Origin of the sequence: Blautia sp. AF19-1 (assembly GCF_003479155.1) — a bacterium.
GTDB classification, from domain to species: domain Bacteria; phylum Bacillota; class Clostridia; order Lachnospirales; family Lachnospiraceae; genus Fusicatenibacter; species Fusicatenibacter saccharivorans.
Genome location: NZ_QUGQ01000008.1, coordinates 81986 through 99878, shown reverse-complemented (window position 1 = coordinate 99878; position 17893 = coordinate 81986). Strand labels below are relative to the sequence as shown.

At 37.0% G+C, this 17893-nt stretch carries 22 protein-coding genes and 1 pseudogene; 14 read left to right on the top strand and 9 right to left on the bottom strand.

Features of this window, described 5'->3' with window-relative positions; all coding sequences use genetic code 11:
• Positions 1–25: 25 nt before the first annotated feature.
• The 3 genes from DWX26_RS07250 (at position 26) to DWX26_RS07240 (ending at position 1990) form a co-directional block, all read left to right on the top strand.
• The gene (locus DWX26_RS07250; RefSeq protein WP_118601147.1) at positions 26–754 is read left to right on the top strand and encodes a class I SAM-dependent methyltransferase; all 729 of its coding nucleotides are present in this window, start codon (positions 26–28) and stop codon (positions 752–754) included.
• Positions 755–853: 99 nt separating this feature from the next.
• Positions 854–1456 (top strand): Type 1 glutamine amidotransferase-like domain-containing protein, encoded by a 603-nt coding sequence (locus DWX26_RS07245; RefSeq protein WP_055225706.1) that lies wholly within the window; start codon positions 854–856, stop codon positions 1454–1456.
• Between the two features lie 297 nt (positions 1457–1753).
• On the top strand, positions 1754–1990 hold the full coding sequence (locus DWX26_RS07240; protein ID WP_004843528.1) for a DUF6061 family protein: 237 nt from the start codon (positions 1754–1756) through the stop codon (positions 1988–1990).
• A gap of 150 nt (positions 1991–2140) precedes the next feature.
• Here the strand turns inward: DWX26_RS07240 and DWX26_RS07235 are convergent, their stop codons facing one another.
• From DWX26_RS07235 to DWX26_RS07195, 8 genes are all read right to left on the bottom strand, one after another.
• Positions 2141–2749: an ATP-binding cassette domain-containing protein gene (locus DWX26_RS07235; protein ID WP_004843527.1), complete on the bottom strand. Its 609-nt coding sequence runs from the start codon at positions 2747–2749 to the stop codon at positions 2141–2143.
• The gene (locus DWX26_RS07230) at positions 2746–4686 is read right to left on the bottom strand and encodes a DUF1430 domain-containing protein (protein WP_004843526.1); all 1941 of its coding nucleotides are present in this window, start codon (positions 4684–4686) and stop codon (positions 2746–2748) included. Before DWX26_RS07230 ends, DWX26_RS07235 begins: the two co-directional genes overlap by 4 nt.
• Positions 4687–5136 carry a hypothetical protein gene (locus tag DWX26_RS07225; protein ID WP_004843525.1) on the bottom strand — a complete coding sequence of 150 codons (450 nt, stop codon included), beginning with the start codon at positions 5134–5136 and terminating at the stop codon, positions 4687–4689.
• Between the two features lie 67 nt (positions 5137–5203).
• Positions 5204–5548 carry a broad-spectrum bacteriocin mediterrocin MdcF gene (gene mdcF, locus DWX26_RS07220; protein ID WP_005608346.1) on the bottom strand — a complete coding sequence of 115 codons (345 nt, stop codon included), beginning with the start codon at positions 5546–5548 and terminating at the stop codon, positions 5204–5206.
• 63 nt (positions 5549–5611) lie between these two features.
• Positions 5612–6346 (bottom strand): DUF6040 family protein, encoded by a 735-nt coding sequence (locus DWX26_RS07215; protein WP_118601146.1) that lies wholly within the window; start codon positions 6344–6346, stop codon positions 5612–5614.
• Positions 6285–8006 (bottom strand): MobA/MobL family protein, encoded by a 1722-nt coding sequence (locus tag DWX26_RS07210; protein ID WP_117807244.1) that lies wholly within the window; start codon positions 8004–8006, stop codon positions 6285–6287. Before DWX26_RS07210 ends, DWX26_RS07215 begins: the two co-directional genes overlap by 62 nt.
• Before the next feature lie 326 nt (positions 8007–8332).
• A complete protein-coding gene (locus DWX26_RS07200) occupies positions 8333–8647 on the bottom strand; it encodes a relaxasome subunit MobC (RefSeq protein WP_118601145.1) in 315 nt (104 codons plus the stop codon).
• 140 nt (positions 8648–8787) lie between these two features.
• Positions 8788–9018, bottom strand: coding sequence for a helix-turn-helix domain-containing protein (locus DWX26_RS07195; RefSeq protein ID WP_004843519.1), 231 nt, complete (start codon positions 9016–9018; stop codon positions 8788–8790).
• 171 nt (positions 9019–9189) lie between these two features.
• Here DWX26_RS07195 and DWX26_RS07190 point away from each other — a divergent pair, with 171 nt between their 5' ends.
• The 11 genes and pseudogenes from DWX26_RS07190 (at position 9190) to DWX26_RS07140 (ending at position 17276) form a co-directional block, all read left to right on the top strand.
• A complete protein-coding gene (locus DWX26_RS07190) occupies positions 9190–9819 on the top strand; it encodes a helix-turn-helix domain-containing protein (RefSeq protein WP_015529844.1) in 630 nt (209 codons plus the stop codon).
• Between the two features lie 86 nt (positions 9820–9905).
• Positions 9906–11201: a tyrosine-type recombinase/integrase gene (locus DWX26_RS07185; RefSeq protein ID WP_006859611.1), complete on the top strand. Its 1296-nt coding sequence runs from the start codon at positions 9906–9908 to the stop codon at positions 11199–11201.
• 390 nt (positions 11202–11591) lie between these two features.
• Positions 11592–11780, top strand: a complete 189-nt coding sequence (locus DWX26_RS07175) for a hypothetical protein (RefSeq protein ID WP_118601144.1) — start codon at positions 11592–11594, stop codon at positions 11778–11780.
• A 104-nt stretch (positions 11781–11884) separates the two neighbouring features.
• Positions 11885–12598, top strand: a complete 714-nt coding sequence (locus DWX26_RS07170; protein WP_055225704.1) for a lantibiotic protection ABC transporter ATP-binding protein — start codon at positions 11885–11887, stop codon at positions 12596–12598.
• A complete protein-coding gene (locus DWX26_RS07165; RefSeq protein ID WP_118601143.1) occupies positions 12591–13322 on the top strand; it encodes a lantibiotic immunity ABC transporter MutE/EpiE family permease subunit in 732 nt (243 codons plus the stop codon). Before DWX26_RS07170 ends, DWX26_RS07165 begins: the two co-directional genes overlap by 8 nt.
• A gap of 1 nt (position 13323) precedes the next feature.
• A complete protein-coding gene (locus tag DWX26_RS07160; protein WP_118601142.1) occupies positions 13324–14064 on the top strand; it encodes a lantibiotic immunity ABC transporter MutG family permease subunit in 741 nt (246 codons plus the stop codon).
• Positions 14065–14078: 14 nt separating this feature from the next.
• A complete protein-coding gene (locus DWX26_RS07155) occupies positions 14079–14741 on the top strand; it encodes a response regulator transcription factor (protein ID WP_055195474.1) in 663 nt (220 codons plus the stop codon).
• The gene (locus DWX26_RS07150; RefSeq protein ID WP_118601141.1) at positions 14729–16105 is read left to right on the top strand and encodes a sensor histidine kinase; all 1377 of its coding nucleotides are present in this window, start codon (positions 14729–14731) and stop codon (positions 16103–16105) included. Before DWX26_RS07155 ends, DWX26_RS07150 begins: the two co-directional genes overlap by 13 nt.
• 112 nt (positions 16106–16217) lie before the next feature.
• Positions 16218–16313 (top strand): annotated as a pseudogene (locus tag DWX26_RS17130) (DUF6462 family protein); the annotation flags it as partial.
• A 308-nt stretch (positions 16314–16621) separates the two neighbouring features.
• Positions 16622–16837, top strand: coding sequence for a hypothetical protein (locus DWX26_RS07145; RefSeq protein ID WP_055221652.1), 216 nt, complete (start codon positions 16622–16624; stop codon positions 16835–16837).
• Between the two features lie 22 nt (positions 16838–16859).
• Positions 16860–17276, top strand: a complete 417-nt coding sequence (locus DWX26_RS07140) for a hypothetical protein (RefSeq protein ID WP_055225697.1) — start codon at positions 16860–16862, stop codon at positions 17274–17276.
• Between the two features lie 51 nt (positions 17277–17327).
• On the opposite strand, the gene DWX26_RS07135 is transcribed toward DWX26_RS07140, so the two are convergent.
• Positions 17328–17843, bottom strand: coding sequence for a helix-turn-helix domain-containing protein (locus tag DWX26_RS07135; RefSeq protein ID WP_055182202.1), 516 nt, complete (start codon positions 17841–17843; stop codon positions 17328–17330).
• Between the last annotated feature and the right edge of the window lie 50 nt (positions 17844–17893).

Here is a 17893-nt window from a genome sequence, read left to right as displayed (position 1 = left end):
TAGGAAGTTGTGGAGGTAATTATCAATGAGAAATATTTACGATAATAGTGAATTTTTTGCCGCATATGCGGAAATGGGAAGAAGCAAAGATGGTCTGAAAGCTGCTGGAGAGTGGCATCAGTTGCAATCGTTATTCCCTAAATTACAGGGAAAAAAAGTTTTGGATTTAGGATGTGGTTACGGTTGGCATTGCAAATATGCCGCACAAATGGGAGCTACTGAAATTCTTGGTATTGATAGTAGTCAAAAAATGATTGCAAAAGCAGTAGCTGATAACTCTGATGACAAAATCAAGTATAAAGTTTGCGGTGTTGAAGAATACATTTATCCTGAAAATACTTATGACCTAGTTGTTTCTAACCTGGTACTGCACTATATCGAAAATTTAGCTAATGTTTATCAAAAGGTGTATTGCACATTAAAAGTAGGTGGGTATTTCCTATTCAATATTGAACATCCGACTTTCACCGCAGGTGTTAATGAGGATTGGATTTATGATGAAAATGGGAAACCTAAATATTGGCCAATCGACAATTACTATTACCCAGGCGAAAGAGAAACCAATTTTCTTGGTCAACGAGTAATTAAACAGCACCACACATTAACGCAGATATTGAATCCACTTATAAAATGTGGTTTTCAAATTGAGGCTATTGAGGAAGCAATGCCTCCGGCAGATATGATGGGTATGCCGGGAATGTGTAATGAAATGCGTAGACCTATGATGTTGTTGGTTAAGGTTAAAAAGGTTTAATAAACAACTTCTAGTTTGTAGATGCAAATACATAGTAATTATGGTGTAGGGGACAAGGAATTGTTCCTTGCAAATCGCAATTTATAAAGGAGAATATTGATGAACCTATTTTTATGTTCGCACTTTTCAAGTGTAGGAAGTCTGATAAAGGAAGAAATTGAAAATAAAAAAGTCGCATTTATTCCAACAGCTTCGCTGCGTGAAGGCTACACCGGTTATGTCGGCTCGGCTCGAAAATTATTCAAAAAGTTGGGAGCAATCGTAACTGAAATTGATATTTCAACGGAGGCTTATTCAACGATACAGTCTGTTTTTGAAGATGCGGATGTGATATATTTTACCGGCGGAAATTCTTTTTTCCTTATAGACCAGCTCCGTAAAACGGGAACGGATGAGCTGTTGAAGAAAGAATTGGCAAAGGGAAAACTGATGATTGGTGAATCGGCAGGTGCGATTATATGCGCTCCAAGCATCCAATATATCGAGCAAATGGATGAAAAGCCGGAGGACTACTCACAAGAAGATGATGCAGGGCTTGATTTGATTGATTTCTATGTTCTTCCGCATTATCTTACAGCACCATTTAAGAAAGTTACCGAGAAAATAATGACTGAGTTTTCGGATTTGAATCTATGCCCAATTAACAACCGTCAGGGAATTGTAATTGATGGTGAAGGTTCAAAGGTTATTTGTAAAGACTAATTTGAAAATTCTAGTTGATATTTCACATATTTTAGGAAATTTAATAACTGTTATATTTAATTATCAAATTCTTCGCAAACCCTTGAAAATACTAAGTTTGTAGCAAGTGAGCTTTCCCTTACTCTTTCCCTTGTGTTATATTCTCACATTGGTTTTCATGAACCTTAATATGGGAAAAAATAAGGGAAAGAAAATTTCATAACACAGTATAACAATAACGACATGGTGAACTGATTGAAATGTTTTCGATATTTAACTCTATAACTGATTATTAAAAGAAAATGGAGATAAGATACGATGAGAACAATTTATGCAGAATACAACATAAATCACGATAGTATTGATGTTTACACAAGTGCCGGATATATGCTTCGCATTGATTGCTGGAAAGCTGAAAAAAATCTAAAAACCACATACGGATCAGAATGTGCGCTTACTTCATTGGCTGTGGATGAGCCTTTGGAATATGCAAGATTATATCTTGAGGGTAATTTACAGATGTGGGTAGATGCAGAAGACTCACTAGAGTTATAATTCTTATCCATATAAATAATATGCAAATATATATCCCATCAATATAGCGAATATACTGAAGTAAAAGTATCTTTATAATCAATTTTAACCAAAAGAATATGTTCTTAGAGGAGGTGTCTCCCGAAAGAACATATTCTTCTATTATGGGTATTATAAATATAGAACATGCTTTTCTTGTGCTACAATTTCTTCACTATGAGTTACAACAATAACTGTTTTTCCCTGTTCACTTAACTCATGCAATATATTCATAACAATCTCACTATTTTTTTTGTCTAAGGAACCAGTTGGTTCGTCTGCTAATACAATCGAACATTTCTTTAGCATTAAACGAGCTAACGCAACTCTCTGCTGTTCGCCACCAGATAATTGATAGACTTTTTTGTTAATTACTTTCTGTAAACCAACTTTTTCAAGAGCTTCATTTATTAAAATATCCGTTCTACCTGATTTTTTTATTATTTCTAGATTTTCTTTTACTGTTTTGTTTTCCAAAAGGGCAAAATTTTGAAATAAAAATCCAACAACTTCTTTGAAATATTTCTGCTTTTTTCCTTTTTTTGTCACATCAAAACCATTCACAATAATAGAACCTTTGTCAGGAGTTTCAATACCTCCAATCATATTAAGTAAAGTACTTTTTCCGCATCCACTTTCGCCACTAATTACCAAAAAACTGCTATCTGGAATTTCCAAATGAAAATTTTTGAACAAAATTTTATCATTATATGCTTTGCATAGATTTTCAATTATTATCATAAGCAACCTCCTTTTAATGATTTCGGTATGTTTGTTTTTTCAACAATTGTGATATTAAAGAAAATAATTGTAAATTCTATTAGTGCCATAAATGAACTAACAAGAATGCTAATTCCTACTTCAGTCTGTACCGATAATAAAGAATAGATAAGCATACCTACTAATATCACAAAATTTTCCACTACAATCATTTTAAGAAGTGTTTTGTGCCGTTCAAATAAACTATATCCAAAGATTTTCATCAAGGAAATTTTCATTGCATTTTCTCGGAACTCTAGTCTACTTACGGTAACAATAATCATAATATTTAAAAGCAATACAATCGTACAAAGAGAACTTAAAAATCCCACGAGTTTTATTAAAAATGTGTGATTATATAAATACTGTTCATGTACGTTTGTAATTACTAGCTGATAATTTCCAAGCATATCTTCATACTTTTTGCTGATATTTCTTAGCTGTTTTTCATCACATTGAAATAAAACTGCTCCTGCTTTATAGCTTTCAAGATACCCACCATTGACTGCTAAATCTTTGTTTGCCTGATAAATAATTATCGGATTTTTGCTTTTTTCGATACCATTTATTCTACTTGTATCTAAATAGGAAAAGTATTCTGTTTCGCTATACTCTATGTACTGAATATTTAATTGTTGTAAATTATCATGATTTAAAACATGGCTCAAGGAGTCATAGGCTAATTGCTTGTTTTTAGCAAAATATCTATTCTTTGGAATGAAAATAATCAAATCAGAAGATTCATTCTCTACTGCATTTATCTGCTTCGTAAAACCTTGTAACATATCTTTTGCATGATTATTTACATATATCACATCATTTTTATCATTTAAAATATTCAAGCATATTACAGGCTTTAATGTGTTATATTCATTCTTGTATAGTTTATTCCAAAAAGCTTCTTCTTTTTCAGCATTAAAATCAGTAGTCTTTACGGTAAAATAATTTGCATCATAATATTCTTCTAACAAATGTTCATTTGTAAATAGGTTATTATGAATACTACTAATATTAGTGATAATTGTAAAAACAGCGGCTACCCCTGCTATAAATTTTAACGAATAAATTAAAAAATCCACTCCTCTTTTGTGTGTTGCATTTGCGAATGCCTTTCTAATATCAAAAAAGCAAAAAGAACAATATGGAATAGTGGAAAGAATAATTCCAATGGAATATAAAATTGTGACGAGTCTATTCTCATATGCTCCCGATATATAATTTGACAGCAATATTTTTGCAACAATAAATAATGCAATGTCAAAAGTTACATCGAATAAAGCAGCCTTAAATGCTATGAAACCAGCACTTTCTCCTAAGGAAACTCGTACAACAACCTCTTTTTTTCGCCTAACCACTTCAATTACATTTAGAACAATCATCAATGCAATAATCATACCCCATATAATAAAAATCATGTCCTTTTCCGTAGAATTCCAATATTCTGGATAAGTTAAGCTATATTTTTCTGATAATTTCTGATATGCAGAGATAATATTGTCCTCATTTCCTATGTATGAGATAAAGTTTTCATAACCCACAGAGGTACTTTGCAATTCTGAGAGATTATGAAATTTTACTTTCGTAATTCCGGAAACTAAAGCGGTATATTCTGATTCTTCTATGTTTGCAGTATTTTTTAATGTTTGTCTGATTACTTTATCATCGCCATAAATATGAAGTGTTGAAAGGTATTTATTATTGATTTCATTGTACTGAGAAAAAATATGTACATCATTCTCCGTTGCAGTTTCTGATACATCTTTCAGAAACTGCGACATATCTTCACTAGCAACTTCATAGCGTGATGACGTAAAATATGCTGTAGAAAAGTTCCAAAGCTGATCTTGAAATATTTCAGATTGCATAAGTATTCCAAAAATCAGGAAACAAAACAAACATAAGTTTTTAATTGCTTTCATTTATTTCAACCCCAGATTCCATACTTTATTTGCTTTTTCAAATATCGTAGTCAATATTGTGCTATTTTCATCAACAATCCATTGATCTTCTTGATCTTCAGCTTTTTTGCTACTTGACAACATAATTTGAGTATTCAAATCCTTATAGTCATTAAATAGCACGCCTTGACTTATTCCTTGGTGAAATGGTTTTATCCAAATAATTAGTGCATATCGAACATCTGACTCAGCTATCGCAAGATTTCCATTCCAAAGCAAATAATCAGGGACAGACACACTATACTGGAATCCATCTTTATCTGTGTAAATTTTTACTCCAGATTCTTCTATTTCAGGGAAGTCTTTCTGAAATTCGTTATATGGTTTATAACTCCCGAAGTACCAAAATAAATTATAGCAACAGAACAAAATAACCAAAACAATTCCTATATATTTTATTTTTTTCTTCATTTATATACACTCCACAAAAAAGAGTGGTTGGAATTCCAACCACTCAGCCATTATCCCGAACCTTTGTTTAGTAGCTATTACCGTAGGTAATACTATTTCCTTTATGAGCAACCTCAATTTTAGACCAATTACCTTTACCAACATTTGAACCCGAAAAAGAACCATTTCCATTTTTGACATATGCGTAATGATCTTTAGTTGAATGATATGCGTGTGCATAATCTTCATTAATAGCAAGAGTATTATAACCATAAGTCAAAACACCTTTTCCGCCATCAGATGTAGTGCTCAATTCCCACTTTTTATCAAATGTCTTATTCCCGTTTGTAACAGAAAATGCCATTACTGGAATTGATGAAGAAATTAACATTGCACTAATAGCTACCCCTACAATCACTTTCTTTGCTCTCATAAGTTTTACCTCCTTTGATCTGCTGTATTTCTATTTATATTTTATCAAATAATTTGTATCCAGTCAATCAGTATCTTGACTTATATAGCGTCGAATTGTAAGATATATTCCTTGTAAAATTAACCAAAAGAACAACAGATTTATTGATAATGCTTTTTTAATTACTTCTCCAAAATAAATGATGACAGCCGCACTTGTCAGTATCATCAGTAGGGTAATAACATCCCAACAGTTTTTCTTATATAATTCTATAACCTTTATTTCTATCAGTATCGCCAGTATTCCTGTCCCTGCCACACATATTCCCACAACCAATATCAGCAATAACCAATATATGATTCCGGCTATAATCTCATTTGGAATTTTTGTGCTGATTTGTGCCACAGATTGCCCGGCATCAATCGTCCAACCGATAAAAGTTTGTATGAATGACGCTGCATCATGGAAGAATGATTTGCAATCGGAAAGAAACACATCTGACTGTACTGCCTGAAAAAGAGTGGTTGTCAGCGAATACCATGCAAGAAGGAACAAGGTTGTTTGGAACATTACCGTTTTTGCTTTATACTGTCCTGCAAGTCGCTCTTTTTGTGTTTCGTATTTCGCTTTTTCATTCTGATAGGCTGTCCGGTCACAGGCTTCACATTTTTCATAGGGTACCGGCTTTTCTACCGGTATCTCTACGATTTTCTGATGTGTCCGGGCATAATCCCGTTGTTGTGTTAAGCATCGTATTTTATCTTGACATTCCCCTATCGTGACGTTTGCGCTTCGCAGCTTCTCTTTCTCGTTCCGCAATGCTCTGTCTGCTAGCTTCAAGTCGTTCTTTAATGCTTGAATATTCCCGGCTCTGTTCTCTTTGTTTAATTTCTCGTTCAAGGTCAGAGATTCGTTGAGCTGCGTCTTTAGTTCCACGATAAGCTGGTCTTTCTGTTCCAGTTCTTCTTGTATCTCCTCGGTCAAGAGGAGAAGTTCTTCCAACTGTTCGGCGTTCTTTGATTCTCTGGATTCGTTCATCTATATCACGTCCTTTCTCTATCTGCTGTTCCAGTTCAGCAATTCGGTGTTCTGTTTCAGTAATAAACTGTTTTCGCTGTTCAGCTTCTGTACCAATTTCTGCCATTGCTGATTTTCGTTTTCCAAAAGTTCTATCTTCGTTTTCTGTTCTTCCATCTTGGAAAGCAGTTCCTCGGTATTTGGCAAAATGTTGAGCAGCTCGGATAACTCGCTGTTTAATTTTTGCAATTTCTGATTCTGTTCCTGCATAAGAGAGAGTTGGGTGTCCCGATTCTGCATTTCCAGAATCATTTCTGCCATTAAGGTCTGCTGTTCTTCGATTTGCCCAATCATGGATTCCATTAAGGGTATAATTTCCCGGCTTTCTTCTAATGTCATTTAATCGCTCCTTCCATAATGATAATGCACCCGATACTTTTCCAAAGGTGTCCAGTATCTTTTGCAATAACGTGTTTTGTTGTTTTATGATTTGATTTTCCGCTACTTTCCACGAACCTTTTATTTCCTGCCCGGCAAGAAACTTTTGTTCAATCTTTCTTGCGTCAGCGCCTTCATGGATGGTAGGAATCTGGAGTTTTCCCTGTTTTTCATAAGAACGGTGATCGACCTGATTATGCAAAGGAAGATGTTCATTACACACCTTTGCCCACTCACTCCGCCACAGTTCACAATTTTTTGGATTGTTCCATCCGGTAGCATCGGTCAGCACCCGTTTCCATTGCAGGCGGTTTCTTGCACCAATCTTCTGAATTCCGTTTTCGTCTAATACAGGGATACGGATTCCATGACGGTCAGGGTTTTTCTTATCCTGCCACCAGTTCGGATGGGATTCATCAATCACGATATTTCCGTTTTTATCTCTGACAAAATCCCAATCCTTGACTTCTTTCTTTCCCCAAGAATGATCCGGGTTAAAAGGACGCATAGTCAGAAGCAGATGAACATGGGGGTTGCCATCCCCTTTATCGTGGATACTCCAATCAGCACACATTCCTCTATCTACAAAAGTTTTTTGAATATAGTCAGTTGTATATTGAATTTGTTCCTGTCTGTTCCATTCTTTGGGAAGGGCAAATTCAAATGACCTGCCAAGTTGGGCATCTGCATTTTTTTCAATCTTCAATACCTCATTCCATAACCTTTGTTTCTGAAATGTGATTTTAAATTTTTCTAAAGTAGCTTCTTTATCTTCTGATCTTTTGTATCGGACAGATTTTTGAAAGCGTTTTATATTTTCTTCTAGTACTATCTGCCATTCAGGAGGTACGTTTTCACACATCATAAGACTGGTGTAGACCACTTCTTTTTTAGAAGTGTAATAACTGATTCTCCCGGTTTCCTCGTTTTTCATCACATCCCCATTGAGATATGCGGAAGCGGAGATAACAGATTTCCCTTTACTTCGTCCGACTATTTTGATTGTGTAATGAAAAATCGCCATGTCTGGATTCCTCCTTTCTGACGTATCCGGCATAGATTTCCGGCAACATTGCTTTCAGTTTTAGAAAAAGCAGCATTGCCGGAACGCCCTCTGCGTAAGAGTGCCCTGCGCATAGCAGCCTGCATGGAATGCGCCTCTCTGGCGAAGAGTGCCTCCTGCGGCATGAGCAGGTCTGGCTGAAAGCCCCGCCGACGGAACGAGCCCGGCAAGCGTGAGCGAAGACCGGTTGCCACTTGTGGCAAACTTATTGGGACGACCTCTGGTTGTCCATAAGTGCGCCCTTCATGAAAAAGCAATGAAGGGAATGAAAAACTCATCCCCCGCCATTACACTTCATCCATATCGGTATTTGTTTCTTTCTGCATTGCCTTTGAAAAAAATTTCCCATTGGCTTCCTGCTTTTTCAGAAAACCAATCAGCTTTGGGATGTCCTCTTCCTCAATAGGCGCACCGAGAACGGATTCCACCGCACCGCCAACCTGACAGAGCCTATGGGTTCGTTTTTTACTTTCTTCGGCTTTCTTTCGTTTCAGAAGTTCTTTCTTCTGTACTGCATATCGTTTTGCTTTTTCAAGGCTTTCCTGTTCCTTCTTTTCCATTTCAAGCATTCGTTCTTCATAACTTTTTGTTGATTTTGCCATGATTACATTCCCCTTTCTTTTACAAACATAAGTTCTCGGTTGCGTATCAGAAGAAGCACATGGTATAATCTTCTTGCGTGTAGGTATATCATGGCTTCGGTCTGATAGAACCTTTGGCGGTTTCTTGGGAAGCCGCCTTTTTAATTTGCCGCAGTTCTTGTTACGGCTTTTACATTTCCTCTATCCCTCAAATCACGACCTTCATTAGCTTCCATAAACATTTCCAGAATATCGGTTTTAATCAGGACTTTGCGACCAACCTTTAATACTGGAAGTTTCTTCCATTCTACAAGCTGTCTTAAGGTATTTCTGCCGATTCCCGTATAGTCAGCAGCTTCTTCGATGGATAATGCAATTTTTCTTTGCGTCATATAATCACCTCCTTATAAATTGCATTATGCAATTCTTGTGATGTAAGTATATCCTTTTCACATCTTTTTGTCAAGCGTTACGAAATATTAAAAATAAATATTGCATTGCATATTGCAATTTTGGAAAAACAATGCTATAATTCATACATACCGAAAAAGGAGGCAGTCAGCATGAAAGATAAAGAATTACGCAAGCTGATAGGCAGCAGAATAAAACAGCGCCGTCTGGAATTGAATCTGACACAGCCTTATGTCGCAGAGAAGATGGGAGTTACCGCTTCTACAATCCTGCGTTATGAGAATGGTTCGATTGACAATACGAAAAAAATGGTGCTGGAAGGTCTTTCGGAAGCACTCCATGTATCTGTGGAATGGCTCAAAGGGGAAACAGATGAATATGAAACCGACATTACGGATAAGAGAGAATTACAGATTCGTGATGCGATGGGAGATATTCTGGAACAGTTACCGCTTGCCCTTACCAAAGAAGAAGATGCTTTTTCAAAAGATTTATTACTGCTGATGTTAAAACAATATGGTCTGTTTTTGGATTCCTTCCAGTTCGCCTGCAAAAACTTCAAGGGAAATGCTGGTCAGACGGATATTGCCAAAACAATAGGGTTTGAATCGAATGAGGAATATAATGAGATTATGTTCTTAAGGGAAATCACTCATACCATCAATGCTTTTAATGAGATGGCAGACATTGTAAGGCTCTATTCCAAGAAACCAAAAACAGCAGAACAAAGGCTTGCAAATCTTTTATCAGAAGTCTTATACGAAGATTCCGAATCGGTATAGTAAGACAACCGGAGTTATGATATACTTACACGCACGAAGCATTTCATCAGTTCCGATTGTCTAATATCGAAAGGAGACATACGATTATGGCAAAAGGATCTGTAAGAAAAAAAGGAAAGAAATGGTACTACCGCTTCTATGTAGAGGACGCAAGCGGCAATCTTGTTCAGAAAGAATGCGTTGGAACAGAAAGCAAAAGTGAAACTGAAAAACTGCTCCGTCAGGCAATGGATGATTATGAGAAAAAGAAATTTGTTGCCAAAGCGGATAATCTCACAGTCGGACAGCTTTTGGATGTGTGGGCAGAGGAGGAATTAAAAACAGGTACGCTCAGCAATGGTACGGTGGAGAATTACCTCGGAACAATCCGAAATATTAAGAAACACCCATTGGCAGAACGTAAACTGAAAAATGTAACCTCTGAACATTTGCAATCTTTCTTCGATTTGCTTTCCTTCGGGGGAGTTCATCCCGATGGAAAAGAGAGAAAGGGTTACAGCAAAGATTACATCCATTCTTTTTCCGCAGTCATGCAGCAATCATTCCGCTTTGCAGTATTTCCAAAGCAGTATATTACGTTCAATCCTATGCAGTATATTAAACTGCGGTATCAGACGGATGAAGTGGATTTGTTTTCTGATGAGGATATGGACGGAAATGTCCAACCAATTTCACGAGAAGATTATGAAAGACTGCTTGCTTATCTGCAAAAAAAGAACCCAGCCGCAATACTTCCAATCCAGATAGCCTATTATGCCGGGCTTCGTATTGGAGAAGCCTGTGGTTTGGCATGGCAGGACGTAAATCTGGAAGAACAATGCCTTACCATAAGACGCAGCATCCGATATGATGGCTCAAAGCGCAAATATATCATCGGACCAACCAAGCGGAAAAAAGTAAGGGTTGTTGATTTTGGAGATACACTGGTAGAGATTTTCCGTAATGCCCGGAAAGAGCAGTTAAAAAATCGAATGCAGTACGAAGAACTTTATCACACGAACTACTACAAAGAGGTCAAAGAGAAAAACAGAGTGTACTACGAATATTATTGCTTAGACAGAACGCAGGAAGTCCCGGCAGATTATAAAGAAATTTCTTTTGTCTGCTTAAGACCGGATGGTTGTCTGGAACTTCCGACTACTTTGGGGACGGTATGCAGAAAGGTGGCAAAAGCATTAGAGGGATTTGAAGGCTTTCATTTCCACCAGTTACGTCACACCTATACAAGCAACCTTTTAGCAAATGGAGCAGCCCCAAAAGATGTACAGGAATTGTTGGGACACTCAGATGTCAGTACCACAATGAACGTCTATGCTCACTCCACAAGAGATGCGAAACGAAAATCGGTTCGGCTTCTTGATAAAGTGGTAGGCAATGACTAAAAAATTTCCCTTATTTCCCTTGTGATTATCTCATAAGGGCAAAAATAAGGGAAACTACATATCATTTCACTAATGAACAGGCGGGAAAGCCTGTAAAATAGGGAAAGTTAGAGGAATAATTATATAAATTCAAGTTTGTCGGACTTACTCTACAATAATCAAAGACCGCTTACATCGTGTAGGCGGTCTCTTTTCTTATTCAGAAATATTTGATTTTGAGCTTTCTTTTCTTGGCTGACATTACCTTGCAGAGAACATTGTCAACCCCGTCGGTATATCTGCCTTGTGCTATCAGGCTGTTCTTTAAACGGATAAGTGATTGTATTACTCTGCCATATTCGTCATCATTAAGATAGATGAAGCACTTGAATTGATGGGCAGGTAGACTATATGTATGGAGAAGCATTTTATAAGCCTGAAATGAAAGAAGGAAATCCTATAAGGTTATATAGTTTGGATGAAATCACGGAGATATTCGGTAAATTAGGACTTCGTATTTGTAACAGCTTTGCTGATTTCAGTGGAAAGCCGAGTTCTGATAATGATATTCAATTGATGGTTTATTCCATACGAGAATAAAAATAGAGTAGACGAATTATTTAGCAATCTTCATCAAATCTTTATTTTTTTCTGTTAGGTTATATTTCAGTAAGAAATGAAATATGGAAGGAAGGATAGTAAAGATGGAAATGATGTTGCAGACACAAAATTTGTGTAAATATTTTAGAAAGCAGAAAGCGGTAAATAATGTTTCACTTAATATAGAAAAGAAACAGATTTATGGACTGCTTGGACCGAATGGTGCGGGAAAATCTACCACATTGAAAATGTTGACCGGTATGATGAAACCCACTGCAGGAAAGATTTACTTTGATGGAAAACTTTGGGATAGGAAAGATTTATCAAAAATAGGAGCGCTAATTGAGAATCCGCCTATTTATGAAAATCTTTCCGCCAGAGAGAATTTGAAGGTAAGACAATTATTGCTTGGTACAGATGAAAACAGAATTGATGAGGTCTTGCAGATTGTATCACTTACAAACACCGGAAAGAAGAAAGCAGGACAGTTTTCTTTGGGAATGAAGCAAAGACTAGGCATTGCAATGGCATTGCTTGGAGAACCGGAACTTTTGATATTGGATGAACCTACGAATGGATTAGATCCAATAGGCATCGAGGAATTACGAGAGCTGATCCGGTCTTTTCCGGAACAGGGAATCACTGTAATTCTCTCCAGTCATATTCTCTCAGAGGTACAGTTACTTGCAGATAAAGTCGGGATTATTTCAGGTGGAATCTTAGGATACGAAGGAGCATTAAAGCAGGGAGATAATCTTGAAGATTTGTTTATGAATGTGGTAAGAAAAAACCAGAAAGCAGGTGAAATCCATGGTTAATATTATAAAAGCAGAACATCAAAAAGCCAAAAGAACCATGCGAAAAAAGTTTATCTGGGGATTTCCTCTTCTTACATTTGTCATGGCATTTATATTTACTCTTGGGATGACAAATGCTTATGCAGAAAGTGTTTGGAACTGGTGGTATACACTTTTGCTGCCGGGGATGATTGCTCTATTTTGTTATCTTTCTGTGGCGCAGGAGAAAAAGATAAAATACTATCATTTAACGACTATTCCCACAGATAGAAGAAAATTGTTGCTGGGGAAAATTATTTATATTGGGTACATGATTTTGTTTTCTAATGTGATTGTGTTTGCAGGAGCAACGCTTGGAGGCTTTCTTCTAACGACACATGTTCCAGTTGGAGGAGCGTTGATGGCAGTATTGTTTCTGACGGTTTCTGAGTTATGGGAGATTCCGGTAGCTTTATTTTTAAGTGAACGATTTGGAATGATTGTAAACCTGTTCGTCTGCCTGTTTATTACCGTCAGCGGTGTGGTAATATCACAAACCAGAATCTGGTATGTACTTGTTTCTGCAATCCCTATGCGAATGATGTGCCCGTTGCTTCATGTTTTACCAAATGGACTTGCCGCAGAAGCAGGGAATCCTCTTTTGGATACGGGAGTCATTGTTCCGGGAATGTGTCTCTCAATCATCTGGTTTGTTTTTGTAACGGTTCTGTTTTTGAAATGGTTTGAGAGAAGAGAGGTGAAATAAGATGATTGGAAGATCTCTTAATGCAGACTTGCGAAAGATGAAAGGAACATCTGTGATTCTGGCACACTTATTGATTCCGATTATAATTAGCGTTATATTTTTAATATATTACTTTTTTTCACCATGGAATGAAAATATGAAAGTGATTGCATTTTATCAGGCAATAGGAGCAGGACTTCCGGTACTTATTGGAATTTTTACAGCAAGTGTGATGGAACAGGAACAAAACGCAGGTGATTTTCAAAATCTGTTGTCTTTACCAGATAAACCTGCAGCATTTTTATCGAAACTGTTGATGCTACTGGTTTTGTGTCTGTGCTCTATCCTATTGACAGCAATCATATTCGGAATTGGATTTGGAAGAATCGCATCAAGCGATATCGAAATCATGAAAGGATGTATATTTGCAGCATTGCTGCTGTGGGGAAGCAGTGTTCCACTTTATCTGTGGCAGCTGATTCTGGCTTTTCAGTTTGGAAAAGGGGTATCCATTGGAGCAGGGATTATATCAGGACTAATTAGTGCATTGATGCTTACCGGACTTGGAGATTATGTGTGGAAATATGTATTTGTCTGCTGGACGGGTAGAGTACCATATACTTATCTGCAATCTATATTGGGAGAAACTAGTGTAGGTGAATGGTTGTCATTCATACCAGGTTGCTTAATATTTACAGGGATTAGTATGGTATACTATTTTTGGTGGGTAAACCACTGGGAAGGAAACAGAATATCGGAATAGAATCGAGGGAAACTATGGCAAAAATACTGGCAGTTGATGATGAACCGGCAATTTTGGAAATGATAGAAAGCATTTTGAATAAGGATGGACATCTGGTTACCAAAGTAAGTAATCCACTAAAAATTAATATGGAAGAATTACATCGTTATGACCTGATTTTACTGGACATTATGATGCCTGGAATTGATGGCTTCGAATTATGCAAAAGAATTAGGATACTTGTGGATTGTCCGATTTTGTTTCTTACGGCAAAAACGGAGGAAAACAGTCTGGTAAACGGACTTTCTTTAGGAGCAGATGATTATATTTCAAAGCCATTTGGAGTGATGGAACTTCGGGCAAGGATCAATGCACATCTTAGAAGAGAGCACAGGGAACATTCTGTCCGGATGGTTTTAGGGAGAGTCTGCATTCAGATGTCTCAAAAGAAACTGTTGATGGATGATAAAGAACTTCCGTTTACGAAAGCAGAGTACGAAATCTGTGAATTTCTGGCTAAAAACAGAGGACAGGTTTTCTCGAAGGAACAGATATTGGAAGCGGTCTTTGGCTTTGACAATGAGAGTAATGACAGTACTATAATCACGCATATCAAAAATATAAGAGCAAAATTTGCGGATTATGATTATATGCCGATAAAAACAGTCTGGGGGATTGGATATAAATGGGAAGAGTAAAGAGAAGCAATGCACTCAGCAGGATTTTTATGAGATATGTACTGGTCATGCTTGGATCATTAGTTGGTTTGGTGATTGTTGCTTATCTGCTGCTGTGCCTTTTGATTAGTGTGGGCTGTATTTATCCGGCAAATTATGCAGAGCAAAAGATTAATGAAGCATATGATACGATTCTACGTGCAGATAAAGTGACTGCTGAGATGATTCCCGCACTTTGTGATTATGTAATCTTTTCAGAGAATGGAGAGAAAATAGGTGGAGATCTGTCAGAACAATATGAACAGATAGCATGGAATGTTGCAAAGTACGGAAACGCATCCGGGAAATATTTTTATAAAGTAATTGTAAGGGAAAATGAATATGTTGTATTGCAATATCGCCTGACACCTCAATATCATTCAGCTTTTTTGAGGGAGCATTTTATAGGACCACAGAATGTGATGAGTATTATGTCTGTGATTGGAGCGGTAGCGATTATCATCATTCCGTCCATACGTTTTGGAAAAAGAATCAAAAAGCAGATGCAGCCTGTATTAGACGCAATCGGACAAATAAAGGATCAAAATCTGGAATATGAGACATCCTGTTCCGGTATCAAAGAGTTTGATGACTGTTTATCGGCAATCGATGATATGCGAGATGCATTGCGAGAATCTTTAGAAAAGCAGTGGAAAACAGAGCAGGAAAAGAAACAGCAGATGTCTGCTTTGGCGCATGATATTAAAACACCTCTTACGATTGTACGGGGAAATGCAGAACTACTTTCAGAGACTGAACTGACCACAGAACAGAAGAAAAATATCACTTATGTTTTAAACGGCACAATACAGATACAAAGTTATGTAAAACAGTTGATAGATGTCACAAAATCATGGAATTGCAGTGATGTTACCTATACAACGGTGAGGTTAGAAGATTTTTTCGCAGATATAAAGGAACAGGCACTCGGACTGGTAGAAATCTATCACCAGAAGATAGATTGGAAGGCGGAACAAAGTGACAAAAAGGTAACGATTGCTTATGAGCCAATGTTCCGAGCCGTAATGAATGTGATTCAGAATGCAGTGGAGCATACAAAAGAAAATGGAATCATTTATATTGACGCAAAGGAGCAGGATGACCGGCTGACATTCATTGTGGAGGATAGCGGATCAGGATTTACAAAAGAAGCATTATTGCATGGCACAGAGCAGTTTTTTATGGATGACACAAGTAGAAATGGCGAAGCCCATTATGGGATGGGACTATTTTTTGCAAAAACTGTGGCTGAAAAATATGGTGGAGGTATTAAACTTTCAAATTCTGAAAATACAGGTGGGGCGAGGGTAGAAATATTTTTCCTGAGTAGTCAGGAAACAAGCTAAATGAAAAGTCTAATCCCCCAGCATAGCTGGGGGATTAGACTTTTCATTTATACGGATATTCGCAAACTACAAGATAAAGCCAAAACTTCATATACTCTAACAGTTAGCGAAAGATGCCAGAGCAGTATACCATGTCAAACGAATTGTGTTAGTTAATCTGGATCTTATTGATGAATATCTGGAAGCATTCCGTGATGAAGAATTTTGATGAAAGAACAGGAGGAACAACTATTCCTCGAAAATTGAGAATTACATATGTTCAATTCTTTGTATTAGGTATATATTTTGAAAAGTTATCCGGTTATACTGACAATATCAAAAGGCAGAACTGTTAGAATGAGGTGAGCAGATGGATACAGCACAGAGAATAAGGATAATTCGGATGATTGAAAAAATAGAGAAGAACCCAGGATTCAGTAGTAAAATCGGTGTGAGAAATACATCTGAGTTTATATCAAGTAAACAATCAAAAAAATGAATGATTCAAATCATAACAGGAGTCAGAAGGAGTAGAATATGTTATCGTTATTATTTGCTATATGCATGATCTGGTTTATTGGAAAATTTTTTATATTTGGTGTAAAAGCATCCTGGGGAATCTTAAAGCTGCTCTGTACAGTTGTATTTTTCCCGGTGATTTTGATAGGAATGGTTGTTGGCGGACTGATTTATATTGCACTTCCATTGTTGATCATCGGCGGAATCATTGCACTTATATCATCTAACTCATAAAAATACGAGGAGGGAAGAAATTATGGGATATGATATAGAAAAAGAGAAACGAGAAGCGATTGAAGCAGGACAACGTGCGTTAAGTAGTCTTCGGACAGCAAAAGAGAACCTGAACAGTGCAAAGAATTGGGGCTTGGTGGATATGTTTGGAGGTGGATTCTTTTCTACGATGTTGAAACACTCCAAGATGGATCAGGCAAGACAAAATATGGAACAGGCGAAATATGATCTTCGTAATTTCAGTAGGGAATTAAATGATGTGAACGTGGCTTGTAATTTAAACATCAATACTGGAGACTTCTTATCCTTTGCAGATTATTTTTTTGATGGATTTGTTGTGGATTGGATGGTGCAGGATCGAATCAATAATGCTAGACATCAGGTGGAAGAAGCTATCCGCAGAACGGAATACATCATAAACCAGTTACAGCATATGTAAAGGAAAGAGGCAGTGAACCATAAATAGGTTCGCTGCCTTGTTTTTTCATACTTATTTCTGTTTCTTTTTTTCTTCTCTGAGCAATTCGATGTTTAGTCCCTGCTCTCCGGCTGTTTTATCAACCCAGAGATTCAGAGAATCTATTGCCAGAGAAATTTCATCCAGTTTGTTGCTGATAAAAGCAAAATCCTTGATCTCATCATCACTGATCTTACCGTCACGGGCAATCTGGATCAGACGTGTGGTAAGAGGATTAATCTCATTCAGACTGGCAATGGTTTCCAGGATTATATTGGACAAGTCAGAAACTTCGACTTCCGGGACATAACGGTGACCGATTTCGCATTTATGAGAGCAGTAATAATTGCAGAGATCTGGTCGCCCGTAAGCGTCTGCCATCTGGATAATATCATAAGGTGTAGGTTCCTGCATTTCATATTCAAATTTTTCAATTTTAGAATCAGAAACAGCAGTCATTTTTTCGCTGGCTTCTAATCTGGTAAGACCGGCTTCTTCCCGGCAAATCTGATAAATTGTTTTATTTTCTCTTGTAGATTGTTTCCCCATGAGAATAACCTCCCCGTATATCGCCGAACATGAGAATTATCAGGTGTTAA

Bases quoted from the DNA above. Each gene is read 5' to 3' on its own strand.
- DWX26_RS07250 (WP_118601147.1), top strand. From the start codon at position 26: ATGAGAAATATTTACGATAATAGTGAATTTTTTGCCGCATATGCGGAA.
- DWX26_RS07245 (WP_055225706.1), top strand. From the start codon at position 854: ATGAACCTATTTTTATGTTCGCACTTTTCAAGTGTAGGAAGTCTGATA.
- DWX26_RS07240 (WP_004843528.1), top strand. From the start codon at position 1,754: ATGAGAACAATTTATGCAGAATACAACATAAATCACGATAGTATTGAT.
- DWX26_RS07235 (WP_004843527.1), bottom strand. From the start codon at position 2,749: ATGATAATAATTGAAAATCTATGCAAAGCATATAATGATAAAATTTTG.
- DWX26_RS07230 (WP_004843526.1), bottom strand. From the start codon at position 4,686: ATGAAAGCAATTAAAAACTTATGTTTGTTTTGTTTCCTGATTTTTGGA.
- DWX26_RS07225 (WP_004843525.1), bottom strand. From the start codon at position 5,136: ATGAAGAAAAAAATAAAATATATAGGAATTGTTTTGGTTATTTTGTTC.
- mdcF (WP_005608346.1), bottom strand. From the start codon at position 5,548: ATGAGAGCAAAGAAAGTGATTGTAGGGGTAGCTATTAGTGCAATGTTA.
- DWX26_RS07210 (WP_117807244.1), bottom strand. From the start codon at position 8,006: ATGGCGATTTTTCATTACACAATCAAAATAGTCGGACGAAGTAAAGGG.
- DWX26_RS07200 (WP_118601145.1), bottom strand. From the start codon at position 8,647: ATGGCAAAATCAACAAAAAGTTATGAAGAACGAATGCTTGAAATGGAA.
- DWX26_RS07195 (WP_004843519.1), bottom strand. From the start codon at position 9,018: ATGACGCAAAGAAAAATTGCATTATCCATCGAAGAAGCTGCTGACTAT.
- DWX26_RS07190 (WP_015529844.1), top strand. From the start codon at position 9,190: ATGAAAGATAAAGAATTACGCAAGCTGATAGGCAGCAGAATAAAACAG.
- DWX26_RS07185 (WP_006859611.1), top strand. From the start codon at position 9,906: ATGGCAAAAGGATCTGTAAGAAAAAAAGGAAAGAAATGGTACTACCGC.
- DWX26_RS07175 (WP_118601144.1), top strand. From the start codon at position 11,592: ATGTATGGAGAAGCATTTTATAAGCCTGAAATGAAAGAAGGAAATCCT.
- DWX26_RS07170 (WP_055225704.1), top strand. From the start codon at position 11,885: ATGGAAATGATGTTGCAGACACAAAATTTGTGTAAATATTTTAGAAAG.
- DWX26_RS07165 (WP_118601143.1), top strand. From the start codon at position 12,591: ATGGTTAATATTATAAAAGCAGAACATCAAAAAGCCAAAAGAACCATG.
- DWX26_RS07160 (WP_118601142.1), top strand. From the start codon at position 13,324: ATGATTGGAAGATCTCTTAATGCAGACTTGCGAAAGATGAAAGGAACA.
- DWX26_RS07155 (WP_055195474.1), top strand. From the start codon at position 14,079: ATGGCAAAAATACTGGCAGTTGATGATGAACCGGCAATTTTGGAAATG.
- DWX26_RS07150 (WP_118601141.1), top strand. From the start codon at position 14,729: ATGGGAAGAGTAAAGAGAAGCAATGCACTCAGCAGGATTTTTATGAGA.
- DWX26_RS07145 (WP_055221652.1), top strand. From the start codon at position 16,622: ATGTTATCGTTATTATTTGCTATATGCATGATCTGGTTTATTGGAAAA.
- DWX26_RS07140 (WP_055225697.1), top strand. From the start codon at position 16,860: ATGGGATATGATATAGAAAAAGAGAAACGAGAAGCGATTGAAGCAGGA.
- DWX26_RS07135 (WP_055182202.1), bottom strand. From the start codon at position 17,843: ATGGGGAAACAATCTACAAGAGAAAATAAAACAATTTATCAGATTTGC.